Consider the following 13308-nt stretch of genomic DNA (forward strand, 5'->3'; position numbering starts at 1 on the left):
CAGTTGGCGTCTGACCTCAGGGGATCTGAGGCGGGGAGGAGAGGGTGGCAGCGCCGATGACCTGCTTGATGCGGGGGATGGAGGCTGGCGCCATGCTGAGCTCGCGCACGCCGGAATCAAGGAAGATTTGAAGCAGGCTTGCATCGGAGGCCGCCTCGCCGCAGATGCCGCACCAGATTCCATGCGCCTGCGCAGCCTCCGCAACCATGCGAATAGCGCGCAGAACAGCTGGATTGTGCGTCTGGCAGAGGCTGGCGACGGACGGGTTCATCCGGTCGGCGGCCATGACATATTGGGTGAGGTCATTGGTGCCGATGGAGAAGAAGGCCGTCACCGCCGCCAGATCACGGGCAATGAGGGCGGCGGCCGGCGTTTCCACCATGGTGCCGAGATCAAAGCGGCCAAAGGCCTTACCCTCTGCCGTCAGCTCGGCTTCGCATTCAGCAAGGAGACTACGGGTGCGGGCGATTTCTGCCGGATCGCTGACCATGGGCAGCATCACCTTGAGATCGCCGTAAGGGGCCGCGCGTAAGAGCGCCCGCAGCTGCAACTTGAACAGACCCGGATTGGCGAGGCACAACCGGATGCCGCGCAGGCCGAGGAAGGGATTTTCCTCCTGCGGCACCGAAATGCCGCGCACCGGCTTGTCGCCGCCGATGTCGAGGGTACGGATCACCACCGGATGGCCGGGGAAAGCCTCCAGCACGGTCCGGTAGGTGGAAAACTGTTCTTCCTCATCCGGCAGGGCGGTGCGCCCCAGGAACAGAAATTCGGTGCGCATCAGGCCGACGCCCATGGCGCCGTGCTCCTTTGCCAGCTCAATGTCCTTCACCGCGCCGATGTTGGCGGCAACAATGACCGGTGTGCCATCGCGCGTGACCGGCGCCACATCCCGGAGCGCAGAGAGCCGCTCTGCCTCGGTACGGGCTTCTGCGCAGCGCGCCTCGAAGGCCGCAGTGACATCAGATGACGGCTCCGGGTAGACCAGCCCCGATGTGCCATCCAGCGCGACCGTCCGCGCTGCGGCAAGCTTGCCTTGCGGGTCAGCCACACCGAAAACGGCGGGAATGCCGAAGGCCTTGGCCAGAATGGCGGCATGACTGGTGGCCGAGCCGTTGCGGCAGATGAGGCCACCGGTGCGGCGCAGGTCTGCCGCGCCGATTTCCAGCGCGGTCAGATCCCCGGCCACGATGACCGCCCCTTCCGGGCAATCAGCAAGGGACACCGGCTTCAGGCCGTTGACGGCAAGTGCCAGCAGCCGGGCCACCGCATCCATGTCTTCGGCGCGGGCACGGGCGTAAGGGTCCGGCAGGGCAGCGAGGGCGGCTGCCGTCTCACGTCCGGCGGTCAGAATGGCGGTGATGGCCGGTTGTCCGTCAGCCACATGGGCGGCAATGGCTGCGGCCCAGTCTGCGTCTTCGGCAAGGCTGGCGATGGCGGTCAGGATGTCGCGGCTTTGAGGCGACGCGGCGCGGGCTGCATCGTCATGGATCTGCTGAAGCAGCCGGACGCGGGCGCCCTCAACTTTCTCCAGCTCTGCGCTGCGGGCTTCCGGCGGGGTGGGGCCGGCCGGGGCCTCCAGCGCGGGCTGGATGAAATGGAACACCGGACCGATGGCAGGTCCGCCACCAGTACCGATGCCCTTGAGGGCGCCAGCGGGCCCTGCGCCAACGGCAGGAGCGTGTTCCTCAGCAGATGCCGGGATTGCTTTGCTGGCTACAGAGACGGGGGCTTCAGCGGCTTCATGTGCCGTTCCGCCAGTCAGAAAGCCGGAGACGGCGGACAGGGCCTCGGCGGCATCGGGGCCACTGGTGCGCAACTCCACCTCGTCGCCTTCCTTGACGCCGAGCAGCAGCAGCTTCAGCGATGAGCGGGCCGGAGCGGTCTGCGCTCCGGCTCCGATCACGATCTCCGCCTCGAAGCCCTTGGCGAGGCGGACGAGCTCGGCAGCCGGGCGGGCATGCAAGCCCCCCTCGACGCCAACGCGCACGCGCTTCATCGTCTCCATCGGTCCTGTCCCGTTTTCGTGTATCAGACGAGGCTCAGCCTGCGAGGATCTTGGCGATCTTCTCGATTTCCGCCTCCCGGCCGATGCCGGTGAGGAAGGCGAGCGTGACGATCGCGGGCTTGGGCAGGTTGGGCGGCAGCGGCGTGGTGGAGACGACGAGATCGGCCTGATCGATCAGGCTGGGCACCTCGGTTGCCTTGCACTGGCGGGTCTCGATGCGGATGCCGCGCGCGGCCATGGCCTCTTCCAGGCTGTTGGCCACCACGGTGGATGTGGCGACGGCGGTGCCGCATGCCACGAGAACGGTCTTGGTCTGCGCCATCAGTTTCCTCCTGTTGTTCTTCTGCGCCGCCCGCTTTGCGGGTCAGGCGGCGTTCAGCAGCGTCCGTGCTTCGTGAGGATCGGTTGCCTCGATCAGCTTGCGGATTCGCGCCCCATCCTGCAGCAGTCTGCCGATGGATTGAAGCATGCCGATCTGTTCATCCTTGCTCTTCAGCGCCAGCGCGAAAACCACCCGTACGGCCAGCTGATTGTCCGGATCGTCCATGCTGGCAAAGGCAACAGGTTCCGCCAGCGTGGCGATGGCAATGCCGGAGCGGATGACATGCTGCGGATCGGTGTGGGGCACCGCCACCGCTAGCCCGTCTTCCATCGGCAGGCCGGTGGGCATCACCTTTTCCCGGTCGATGACGGCCTGCACATAGGTGTCGGCAACAAGGCCCTTGGCCCTGAGGTGACCGGCCAGAAGGCCGATCACCGAGGTTGCATCCTGTGCCTGCGCCTTGAGGAAGATACCGTCCTCAACCACGCAGTCTGCAAGGGATTCCGTCATGCGTTTGCTCCTTTGGCCGCATCATCCTCACCGCCCGCCAGCCGCTCCAGCGCGGCGCGCTTGCTGATGAGGGCGAGAAGGGCAGCTGCAGCACAGATGGCCAGGATCACCAGCCCGATGATGCCGAAGACCTGCACCAGCTCCAGCGTCACCCAGACCAGCCAGACGAAGCCGTCACCGATGGCGGTGATCTGCGAGGCGCCGGCGGGCATTGCAAAGCCGGAAGAGACTGCGGCCTTGGTGAAGAGCGGGGCGAGCGAGCCGGCCATGTAGAAACCGATACCCAGCGTGATCGTGCCGATGATGACCATGCGCAGCACGTTGCCCCGCACGATGGGTGCGGCGAGCGCCACGACGAAGGGGATCACGGCAAGGTCGGCGAAGAGGATCACCCGGTTGCCCGGCAGCACCACCGACAGGAGAATCGCGATCGGCACCAGCAGCAGGGCGCTGGAGATGGCAGCCGGATGGCCGATGAGGATGGCCGAGTCGAGGCCGATGTTGATCTGGCGGTTGCCGGCGCGCTTCTGCACGAATTCGCGGGCGGCCTCCGAAACCGGGATCAGGCCTTCCATCAGGATCTTCACCATGCGCGGCAGCAGCAGCATCACGGCGGCAAGGTTGATGCCGGTCTTTAGAACCTTGGTGATCATGCCGGCGATATCATCCGGGTTCCAGAAGCCGATGGTGCCAAGCACCACACCGATGACGAGACCCAGCACCACCGGCTCACCCAGCACGCCGAGGCGCTCCTGGATGTGATCGGTGCTGAGGTCTATGTCACGCAGGCCCGGGATACGGTCGATGACCCAGTTCACCGCCACGGCGATGGGCAGGATCTGCACCGACAGAAGATGCGGCACCGAAACACCCGGCAGGCCATAGAAGCGCTGCACGGCCTTGGCGCTCCAGTCGGCGAAGATCAGGCAGATGACGGCAATGATGGCGGCAGCGGCAAGGCCCATGCCGAGCGAATTGGTGGCCGCGACCACCAGCGAGCCGACGAAGGCAAAGTGCCAGAAATTCCACACATCCACGTTCAGCGTACGGGTGAGACCGGCGAGCAGCATCACGACGTTCACGGCAATGCCGATGGGGATGATCCAGAGGCCGACCTGCGAGCCGAAGGCAATGGCGGCCGAGGACGGCCAGCCCACATCGACGATGTCGCGGGTGACGCCGGTGTTCGTGGCAATGGCCTGCGCCACCTCGCTGAGGTTGGTCCACATCAGGCCGATGACGAGATTGATGCCGATGAAGGCGACGCCGATGGTGACACCGGCGCGGAACGCCTTGCCCGGGCGGGCGCCCAGAACCACGGCAATGATGAAGATGATGATCGGCAGCAGAACCGTCGCGCCCAATCCGTCGACGACAGTCTTCAGCCCAGACAACAGGCTATCCATGTGTTTTTCCTCCCAAGGTTCCGGCCAGAGATCCGGGCAGGCCCGGGACGGAAAGCTCTAACGCGGCAGGCACTCTCCCTCCAGGATGCCTGCTGCACTCTCCGCCGGCCCGATGCGCAATGGCCTTCTCCGGCAAAGGATCGGGCAAATGTGCATCTCATGCACTTTTGTCTAAACCCGGATATGGATATGTGTCAAGTGTGCTGATATTGAACATTTGTTCAGGTTGCTGCGACGCTCTGTCTGCATCATCTAGATGCAAGGTGAAATGTCCCGGCAAGGCTCGAGGGAGGAAACATGGCAAGACCCAAGTCCGGTGATGACGATCTGGGCGTGCTCGCCGCATGGCTCTATTACGTCCATGGACTGGGGCAAGAACAGGTGGCCCGGCGGCTCAACCTCTCACGCACCAAGGTCAACCGGCTGCTGGCACAGGCCCGCGACACAGGGCTTGTGAAGATTTCCGTCGAACATGAGATGGCGGAAACCCTCGCACTCAGTGACTGGATCAGCCAGCGCTACGGGGTGGAGGAATGCGTGCTGACGCCGCCGCTGGAGGCTCAGTCCTCCGAACCGGATTTCGCCGAGCGGCTGGGGCGCGAATCGGTCGGCATTGCCGCCAGCAACCACCTCTCCCGCATTCTGCTGAATACGCCGGACATGATCCTCGGCGTTGCCGGCGGGCGGACCATTGCCCGCATGGCCGATGCCATGCGCCAGCTTTCCAAAAGCGACTGCCTCGTGGTGGCCATGATCGGCGCCTCTTCCATTGATGACGGAGTGAGTTCCTATTCCGTGGCCCTGCAACTGGCAGCGACCATCGGCTGCCCCGCCCGCACCCTGCCCTTACCCAGCCACGTGGGCAGCCCGCAGACGCGCCAGACACTGGAGCAGGACCCGGTGCTGCGGGCGATGCTGGACAAGGGCGAGACGGCGGCGCTCAACCTGCTGAGCTGCGGCGGCGTGCAGCCGGGCGGCACCTTCTTCCGGCTGGCGGGCATCGGCGCGCCGGAGGTGGAGGACGCCATCCGCGCTGGCGCCGTCAGCGAGATCGGCGGCTTTCTGCTGGCCGCTGATGGCAGTCTGGTGGACTGCGCCCTCAACGAGCGCCGCGTCGGCATCTCCTTCGAGGCACTGAAACGCGGCACCAATGTCATCATCGCTTCCGGCGCCCGCAAGACCGAGCCCCTGAAGGCGGTGATGAAGGCAGGTCTTGCCCGCACCATCATCATTGATCAGGAAATCGCCCAGGCACTCGCCCGCAAGGGGGCGTGAACAGGGCCTGAGACATCCGCGCTGGCAGGAAGCCAGCCCCTGCGGGACGGAATCCGGCGGGTCAGCCCGCCGGATCCGGCATCACACGTCCAGATTGGCAACGCTGAGGGCGTTGTCCTGGATGAACTCGCGGCGCGGTTCCACTTCGTCACCCATCAGCTTGGTGAAGATGTCATCGGCCGCATCGGCCTCCTTGACCTTCACCTGCAGCAGCGAGCGGACGTTCGGGTCCAGCGTCGTCTCCCACAGCTGCTCCGGGTTCATCTCGCCAAGGCCCTTGTAGCGCTGCAGGCTGAGGCCCTTGCGGCCGAGGGCGAAGATGGTGGACAGCAGCGCCTGCGGCCCCCGGATCGCCGTCTCGGTTTCCTTGCGGCGCAGAACGGCGGCCTTGCCGTAGATCTCATTGAGATGGGCCGAATGGGCGTCAAGGCGGCGGGCATCGGCCGAGGCCAGAAGCGCCGGATCGATGGTGGCAACCTCATCCACGCCGCGCACGGTGCGGCGGAAGACGAGCGCGCCATCGTCACGCACCTCGGCCGTCCAGCCCCGCTCGAATTCATCGGCGAGAATGTCGAGACGGCGGGCAATATAGGCAGCCGCCTGCTCGCCCTTTTCCCGGTCGTTGAGCGTGTCCGGATTGAGCGCGCCGGCAATCGCCGCCTGTTCCACCACCGCACGGTCATAGCGCGAGTGCAGGCCGTCGAGAATGCCGCTGATGGCGCGCGCCTGCTCCACCACCTGCCGCAGATCCGCGCCCATGCGCACTTCGCCATTGGCAAGCGCCAGGGACGTGTCTTCAAGGCCGGTGCCGATCAGATAGTTCTCAAGCGCCGTCTGGTCCTTGAGATACTGTTCCGACTGGCCGCGCTTCACCTTGTAGAGCGGCGGCTGGGCAATATAGATGTAGCCGCGCTCGATCAGCTCCGGCATCTGCCGGAAGAAGAAGGTCAGCAGCAGGGTGCGGATGTGGGCGCCGTCCACGTCGGCGTCCGTCATGATGATGATCTTGTGGTAGCGCAGCTTCTCGACGTTGAACTCTTCCTTGCCGATGCCGGTACCGAGCGCGGTGATCAGCGTGCCGATTTCGTTGGAAGAGAGCATCTTGTCGAAGCGCGCACGCTCCACGTTGAGGATCTTGCCGCGCAGCGGAAGCACGGCCTGGTTTTCGCGGTGGCGGCCCTGCTTGGCCGAGCCGCCTGCCGAGTCACCCTCGACGAGGAAGAGTTCGGCCTTGGAGGCATCGCGCTCCTGGCAATCGGCGAGCTTGCCGGGCAGGGAGGCGATGTCGAGCGCGCCCTTGCGGCGGGTCAGCTCGCGCGCCTTGCGCGCCGCTTCACGGGCGGAAGCGGCTTCCACCACCTTGGACACCAGCGACTTCGCCTTGGCCGGGTTTTCCTCCAGCCATTCGGCCAGCGCCTGGTTGATGATGTTCTCCACCACCGGGCGCACTTCGGAGGACACCAGCTTGTCCTTCGTCTGGGACGAGAACTTCGGGTCCGGCACCTTGACGGAGAGAACGCAGGTCAGGCCCTCGCGGCAGTCATCGCCGGTCAGCGACACCTTTTCCTTCTTCAGAAGGCCTGAACTTTCCGCGTAACCGGTGACCTGACGGGTCAGCGCCCCTCGGAAGCCGGCCAGATGGGTGCCGCCATCGCGCTGGGGGATGTTGTTGGTGAAGCACAGCACCTGCTCATGATAGCTGTCGTTCCACCACATGGCTACTTCGACGGTGATGCCGTCACGCTCGGCCGACATGGAAATGGGCGCATCCAGCAGCGGGTGTTTGGCCCGGTCGAGATAGCGCACGAAGGCTTCCAGACCACCCTCATAAAACAGCTCGACCACGCGCGGCTCGACGCCGCGCTTGTCCGTCAGGATGATGCGCACGCCGGAATTCAGGAATGCCAGCTCCCGCAGGCGGTGCTCCAGCGTGTCGAAATCGAACTCGGTCTTGGTGAAGGTCTCGGTCGAGGGCAGGAAGGTTACTTCCGTGCCCTTGCGGCCGTTGGCCGGGCCGGTCACCTTCAGCGGGGCTTCGGCATCGCCATGGCGGAAGCGCATGTAATGCTCGTTGCCGGCACGCCAGATGCGCAGGTCCAGCCAAGTCGACAGGGCATTCACCACCGACACACCCACGCCATGCAGGCCGCCGGACACCTTGTAGGAGTTCTGGTCGAACTTTCCGCCCGCGTGCAACTGGGTCATGATGACTTCAGCCGCAGACACGCCTTCCTGCGAGTGCAAGTCGGTCGGGATGCCGCGGCCGTTGTCCGTCACGGTGACGGAGCCCTCGGCATTGAGGGTCACGGTCACATGGTCGGCATGGCCGGCCAGTGCCTCATCGATGGCATTGTCGACAACCTCATAGACCATGTGGTGCAGGCCAGAGCCGTCGTCGGTGTCACCGATGTACATGCCCGGGCGCTTGCGCACAGCGTCGAGGCCCTTCAGCACCTTGATGCTGTCAGCGCCATATTCCTGTGCTGCAGAGCTTTCCGCAGACGGGGTGTTCTCGGGAATCGAAGTATCGCTCATCCGAATCAGTCACCATTCGGTCCAGGGGATCAAGATACCCTTATACGGCACTGGCCGGAGGGTTCAACCAACCCGGCCGAATGGCCGGACCTTGGGGGTATGAACAGTGGAAAAACCATAGAAAACCGGCCTTTTGAGGGCGGGTGTTGCAGTGCGGCGGCAAGCCTGCAACCGCTCAGTTGCCCAGAAGGTGGATCTCGCCGCTGTCCGGCAAGGCATCGAACAGGGCCTTATCCGTGCCCGTCATGAAAACCTGGGCTTCCAGCGCGGTCAGACGGGCAAAGAGCGCTTCCCGCCGCCCCGGGTCCAGATGCGCCGCCACCTCGTCCAGAAGCAGAATGGGTGTCATGCCCGAGACAGCCGCCGTCAGGTCCGCATGGGCGAGCACCAGCCCGATCAGCAGCGCCTTCTGCTCACCGGTGGAGGCGAGCGCTGCGGGCATCACCTTGGCCGCATGGGTGACGAGAAGATCGCTGCGGTGCGGGCCGGTGAGGGTGCGCCCTGCCGCCCGGTCGCGCGCCCGGCCTTCGCGTAACCGCCGGCGCAGCAGGTCTTCCTGATCGCTGGCAGCAAGGCCGTTGGCTTCGCTCTCGAATTCGCCGTCCAGCAGCAGCAGGGCGCGGGGGAAGGGCAGGCCCAGTTGGTCCAGCGCTTCGATCCGGCCCTGCAGCAGGCTGACGGTCTCGCGCCGGGCCAGCGCCAGCGCCACACCCAGCTCAGCCACCTGTGCTTCGATGGCTTCAAGCCAGGCCGGTGAACCGCCGTCTTCCAGCAGCTTGTTGCGGTGGCGCAGCGCCTTGTCGAAGTCATTCACCCGCCGCCCATGGGACGGATCAATCGACAGTGTCAGCCGGTCCAGAAAACGCCTGCGGTCTCCGGCAGGCCCCGTAAACAGCCCGTCCATGGCCGGAACCAGCCACAGTACCCGCAGGTACTCCAGCAGCGCTTCGGACGAGCGCGCTTCCGTGCCATCAATCCGCACCCGGCGTCCGCTGTCATTCGGACTGTAGCCGGTGCCAAGCCGTGTTTCGCCCAAAGGGCCGGTGATCAGCGCATTGACGGCAAAGCTGCCTTCGCCACCGCGCCGGGCAATATCCGGCAGGCTGGCGCGGCGCAGGCCGCGGCCCGCGCTCAAGAGGGAGATGGCTTCCAGAATGTTGGTCTTGCCGATGCCGTTGTTTCCGGCCAGCGCCACGAGCTTCCGCTCCGGCGACAGGGCGAAATGCGCATAGTTGCGGAAATCCGTCAGCGTGAGGCGCTCAATCGCCACCTGACCGATGCCAGTCATGGTGACCCGTCATGGCATGGGACTGCGGCAGGACGGAGAGGCATTGGGGCGGCTTTTTCTCTTTTACAAAGCCTCTCGGCCCGCCTCCCTCCGGCGGGACTGCGTTTGCCCCAGCCTGACCAGAGCACCAGTTCCTCTCGCCCCTTGAGGGGGAGATGCCCCCGGCAGGGGGCAGAGGGGGGTAACGGACTGTCTGCTTGAGAGAAAGGCCCTGCTTTGCTGAAACGCTGCCACCCCCCTCTGTCTGCTGACGCAGACATCTCCCCCTCAAGGGGGGAGAGGGGCGCTGCGGCGAAAGAGAGCATTGCTCCTCCTTGCGTCCGTATCAACGATTGCCCCCTCGCCGGGAGAGGAGAGCAAAGGCCCTGCCATAAGCCAGATGCATCAGTGCGGGCACATGTCCGCAGCTGACTTGTGAACTCTTGTCCCGCTTAACCGCCCCTCACACCCGCATCGGCATCAGCACGAAGAGGCTGTCGCCGGTGGCGTTGTCCTGAACAAGGGTGGGAGAGCCGGAATCGGCCAGGCGGAACAGGGCGGTATCGCCCGTCAGCTGGGCGGCGATGTCCAGCAGGTAGCGGGAGTTGAAGCCGATTTCCATCGGCTCGGCATCATATTCGACGGCCAGTTCTTCCGTTGCACTGCCGGAGTCCGGGTTGTTGACCGCCAGCACAAGGCGGCCTTCGGACATGGACAGTTTCACCGCCCGGCCACGCTCGGAGGAAATGGTCGACACGCGGTCCACCGCTTCCTTGAACTCATCCCGGTCGACGCGCATTTCCTTGTCATTGTGCTGCGGAATGACGCGGCCATAATCCGGGAAGGTTCCGTCGATCAGCTTGGACGTCAGAACCACCGGTCCGTTGGTGATGCGGATCTTGGTGTCGGAGATCTCCACCGTCACCTCGGCCTCGCGGTCTTCCAGCAGCTTCTGGACTTCGCCCACCGTCTTGCGCGGCACGATGATGCCCGGCATGCCGGCAGCACCCTGCGGCGCGGGCACTTCGGCCTGGGCGAGGCGATGTCCGTCGGTGGCAACCGCCCGCACCATCTGGCCCTGATCGGTGGCCACCGTGTGCAGGTAGATACCGTTCAGATAGTAGCGCGTCTCCTCGGTGGAGATGGCGAACTGGGTGGTGTCGATCAGCTTGCGGATCGCACCCCCTGCCAGCGTGAACTGGTGGGTGAAGGTGCCGGCCGTCAGATCCGGGAAATCCGTCTCGGGCAGCATCTGCAGCGCAAAGCGCGAGCGCCCGGCCCTCAGTTCCAGCGTGGCATTGTCGCTGGAGGTTTCCAGCACGACCTGCGAGCCCTCGGGCAGCTTGCGCACGATGTCATAGATCATGTGCGCGGGCACGGTCGTCGCGCCGGGCCGCTCGATCATCGCAGGCACCGTCTCCACGACCTCAAGGTCAAGGTCCGTCGCCTTGAGCTTGAGCGAGCCCTGATCGGCGCGCAGCAGCACGTTCGACAGGATCGGGATCGTGTTGCGGCGCTCGACAACCCGGTGCACGTGGGTCAGGGACTTGAGTAGGTCGGTCCGTTCGAGGGTCGCTTTCATGCGCGTCTTCCGTGTACTCGTGACGGTCAGACCGGACGGCCTGACGCAGGAAACCGTAAGCTCCGGCAGGGCAGGAGCGGGGCATCGAACCTGCCCTTTATGGCCACAAAATGCAAGAGGGCGCCCGGTTGGACGCCCTCAAAACATCAATCTTCGCAAGGACAGCGGCAGTTTCCCCCGCTATCCCAAGTCTTCACGCAAGACTTCTGGCTTACGCGTCCAGCATGCGCTTCAGCAGCTCCAGCTCCTGCGCCAGCGTCACATCGGCGCGGGCCATTTCCTCGATCTTGCGCACAGCATGAAGAACCGTGGTGTGATCGCGGTTGCCGAAGCGGCGGCCGATTTCCGGCAGCGAGCGCGGCGTCATCACCTTGGCCAGATACATGGCGATCTGGCGCGGACGCACGATGGTGCGGGTGCGGCGGGCCGACAGCAGATCGGCCTTGGTCACATTATAGTGCTTGGAGACGATCCGCTGGATGTCCTCGATCTTCACCCGGCGCGGTTCGCTGGAGCGGATGAGGTCCCGAAGGGTCATCTCTGCCATTTCCTGCGTCACCGGCTGGTTGGTGAGCTGGTTATGGGCAACGAGGCGGTTCAGCGCGCCTTCCAGGTCACGTCCGGAGGACACCACGTGGCGGGCCACATAGTCCAGGACCGTGTCGGGAACGGAGAAGGCCGGGTAGGACTTCTTCAGATTGGTAACGCGGGCCGACAGGATGTTGCGGCGCAGGGAGAAGTCCGGCTCGTTGATGCCGACAACCAGGCCACCGGACAGGCGCGAGCGCACCCGGTCATCCAGCGTGTCCAGTTCGGACGGGGCGCGGTCTGCAGCCACGATGACCTGACGGGCACCGTCGATGAGGGCGTTCAGCGTGTGGCAGAACTCCTGCTGCACCTGCTTGCCATGCAGGAACTGCATGTCGTCGATGAGCAGAAGGTCGATGCTGCGCAGGGTTTCCTTGAAGGACAGGGCCGACTGGGCCTTCAGCGCCGCAACGAAACGGTACATGAAATGCTCGGCGGTCAGATAGAGCACCTTGCGGCCGGAAGCACGCGCCTTGGCGGCAACGGCCTGCATCAGATGGGTCTTGCCGAGACCAACCGAGGCATGAAGATAGAGCGGATTGAAGGTTACGGCGCCACCGGCGGCCACCTGCTTGGCAGCAGCAAGCGCCAGACCGTTGGACTCGCCCTCGACAAAGGTCTCGAACGTGTATTTCGGATCGAGCGCTGCACCCTGCAGCACGTCGCGGCTGCCCATGTCGGCTTCGGCACGGGCAAGCGCGGCGGTGGCGGCCTGCGCGGCGGCAACCGCATTGGTCGGCTCGCTCAGCGAAATCGGACGCGCCTCGGCTGCAGCTGCAGCCACAGGGCGGGCGGGCGCAGAAAGGCTGCTGCTGCTGGCCATCGGCATCTCGACCTGACGGGGGCGCATGGCGCCGCGCACGGTCAGTTCGATGCGATGCACGTTTTCGCATTCACGCTTCCAAAGGCCCATCAGCCGGTCGCGGTAATGAGACTGGATCCACTGCTTCAGAAAGCGGGTGGGCACGGACAGACGCACGGTGCCGTCTGCATTCTCTTCCAGATCCACACGCGCAAACCAACTGGAGAACACGTCATCCCCCAGCTCCGCGCGCAGGCTCTTTTTGACGCGGTTCCATTGTTCAGCGCCCATATCTTCCTGAACTTGCATGTCGCCTCGCCTCTCGTTCGTTTCGGAAAGCAGTCCGCCACAGCCGCTTTCCCGTGTCATACGGTCAGGACGCCCGGGGGCTATCCCGTGTTTCAAGAACGACAGAACCTTCCGGAACCAGGGAGGTGGTCCCGTTGGGCCTGCCAGAATATTTCAAGAAGGATCCTAGCTTTGGATCCAGGGAAGGCCGCAGGCCTTCCATCCGCCGGCACTGCCCCGGTGACCGGTCCCGTCAAGCGGGCCCTCGAAACCATCGGCAATGTTGAAGCACGATCCGTATCCTGCCTGCGTCATCGCAATGGCTGCATTCAGGCTCCGGGCGCCGGAGCGGCACAGAAAATAGATCTGAACCGTTTTGTCCAGTCCTTTCCGCTCCAGATCGGCCGAAAGTGTGGCAACGAAGTCCGGAACGGGCGAACCGGCCGGAAAACCCTGCCATTCGGTAAAGACGGCCTCCTTACCAAGGGCACGGAGATCAGGTACGCCGACGAAATTCCATTCGGCCCGGGTGCGCACATCAACCAGCACAGTATTAGGGCTGGCACTCAGCGCCTCATAAGCCGCCTTGACGTCGACGTCGCCCGCGTAAGGCATAGAATTCGACAAAAGACCCCCTTCGCAATATTTTGTATTGCGCGCCATCGGTACAGAAATCTGAGGAGAGATCCGGGTTTAAAAAAGCTCGATAGTCGTTGAATCCGTAA

The 13308-nt window shown here is 64.4% G+C and carries 10 protein-coding genes; 1 reads left to right on the top strand and 9 read right to left on the bottom strand.

Going from position 1 to position 13308, the window contains the following annotated elements; all coding sequences use genetic code 11:
- Positions 1-16: 16 nt before the first annotated feature.
- From ptsP to H163_RS0108990, 4 genes are read right to left on the bottom strand one after another with little or no spacing between them, the layout of a single operon-like run.
- Positions 17-2008 carry a phosphoenolpyruvate--protein phosphotransferase gene (gene ptsP / locus H163_RS0108975; protein WP_019964236.1) on the bottom strand — a complete coding sequence of 664 codons (1992 nt, stop codon included), beginning with the start codon at positions 2006-2008 and terminating at the stop codon, positions 17-19.
- A gap of 34 nt (positions 2009-2042) precedes the next feature.
- Positions 2043-2330, bottom strand: a complete 288-nt coding sequence (locus H163_RS0108980) for a PTS sugar transporter subunit IIB (protein WP_019964237.1) — start codon at positions 2328-2330, stop codon at positions 2043-2045.
- Between the two features lie 42 nt (positions 2331-2372).
- Entirely contained in the window at positions 2373-2840 is a 468-nt protein-coding gene (locus H163_RS0108985; protein WP_019964238.1) for a PTS sugar transporter subunit IIA, read from the bottom strand.
- Entirely contained in the window at positions 2837-4246 is a 1410-nt protein-coding gene (locus H163_RS0108990; protein ID WP_026355650.1) for a PTS galactitol transporter subunit IIC, read from the bottom strand. Before H163_RS0108990 ends, H163_RS0108985 begins: the two co-directional genes overlap by 4 nt.
- Positions 4247-4543: 297 nt before the next feature.
- Here H163_RS0108990 and H163_RS0108995 point away from each other — a divergent pair, with 297 nt between their 5' ends.
- Positions 4544-5521 (top strand): sugar-binding transcriptional regulator, encoded by a 978-nt coding sequence (locus H163_RS0108995; RefSeq protein WP_019964240.1) that lies wholly within the window; start codon positions 4544-4546, stop codon positions 5519-5521.
- Between the two features lie 81 nt (positions 5522-5602).
- On the opposite strand, the gene gyrB is transcribed toward H163_RS0108995, so the two are convergent.
- The 5 genes from gyrB to H163_RS0109020 form a co-directional block, all read right to left on the bottom strand.
- Positions 5603-8056 carry a DNA topoisomerase (ATP-hydrolyzing) subunit B gene (gene gyrB, locus H163_RS0109000; RefSeq protein ID WP_019964241.1) on the bottom strand — a complete coding sequence of 818 codons (2454 nt, stop codon included), beginning with the start codon at positions 8054-8056 and terminating at the stop codon, positions 5603-5605.
- A gap of 175 nt (positions 8057-8231) precedes the next feature.
- Positions 8232-9344 (bottom strand): DNA replication/repair protein RecF, encoded by a 1113-nt coding sequence (recF, locus tag H163_RS22555; protein WP_019964242.1) that lies wholly within the window; start codon positions 9342-9344, stop codon positions 8232-8234.
- Between the two features lie 442 nt (positions 9345-9786).
- On the bottom strand, positions 9787-10905 hold the full coding sequence (gene dnaN, locus H163_RS0109010) for a DNA polymerase III subunit beta (RefSeq protein WP_019964243.1): 1119 nt from the start codon (positions 10903-10905) through the stop codon (positions 9787-9789).
- 211 nt (positions 10906-11116) lie between these two features.
- Positions 11117-12604, bottom strand: a complete 1488-nt coding sequence (dnaA, locus tag H163_RS0109015; protein WP_026355651.1) for a chromosomal replication initiator protein DnaA — start codon at positions 12602-12604, stop codon at positions 11117-11119.
- A 165-nt stretch (positions 12605-12769) separates the two neighbouring features.
- Complete coding sequence (locus tag H163_RS0109020) at positions 12770-13198, bottom strand: rhodanese-like domain-containing protein (protein ID WP_019964245.1); 429 nt, start codon at positions 13196-13198, stop codon at positions 12770-12772.
- Positions 13199-13308 lie beyond the last annotated feature (110 nt).

Source organism: Pannonibacter phragmitetus DSM 14782, from assembly GCF_000382365.1.
Lineage (GTDB): Bacteria > Pseudomonadota > Alphaproteobacteria > Rhizobiales > Stappiaceae > Pannonibacter > Pannonibacter phragmitetus.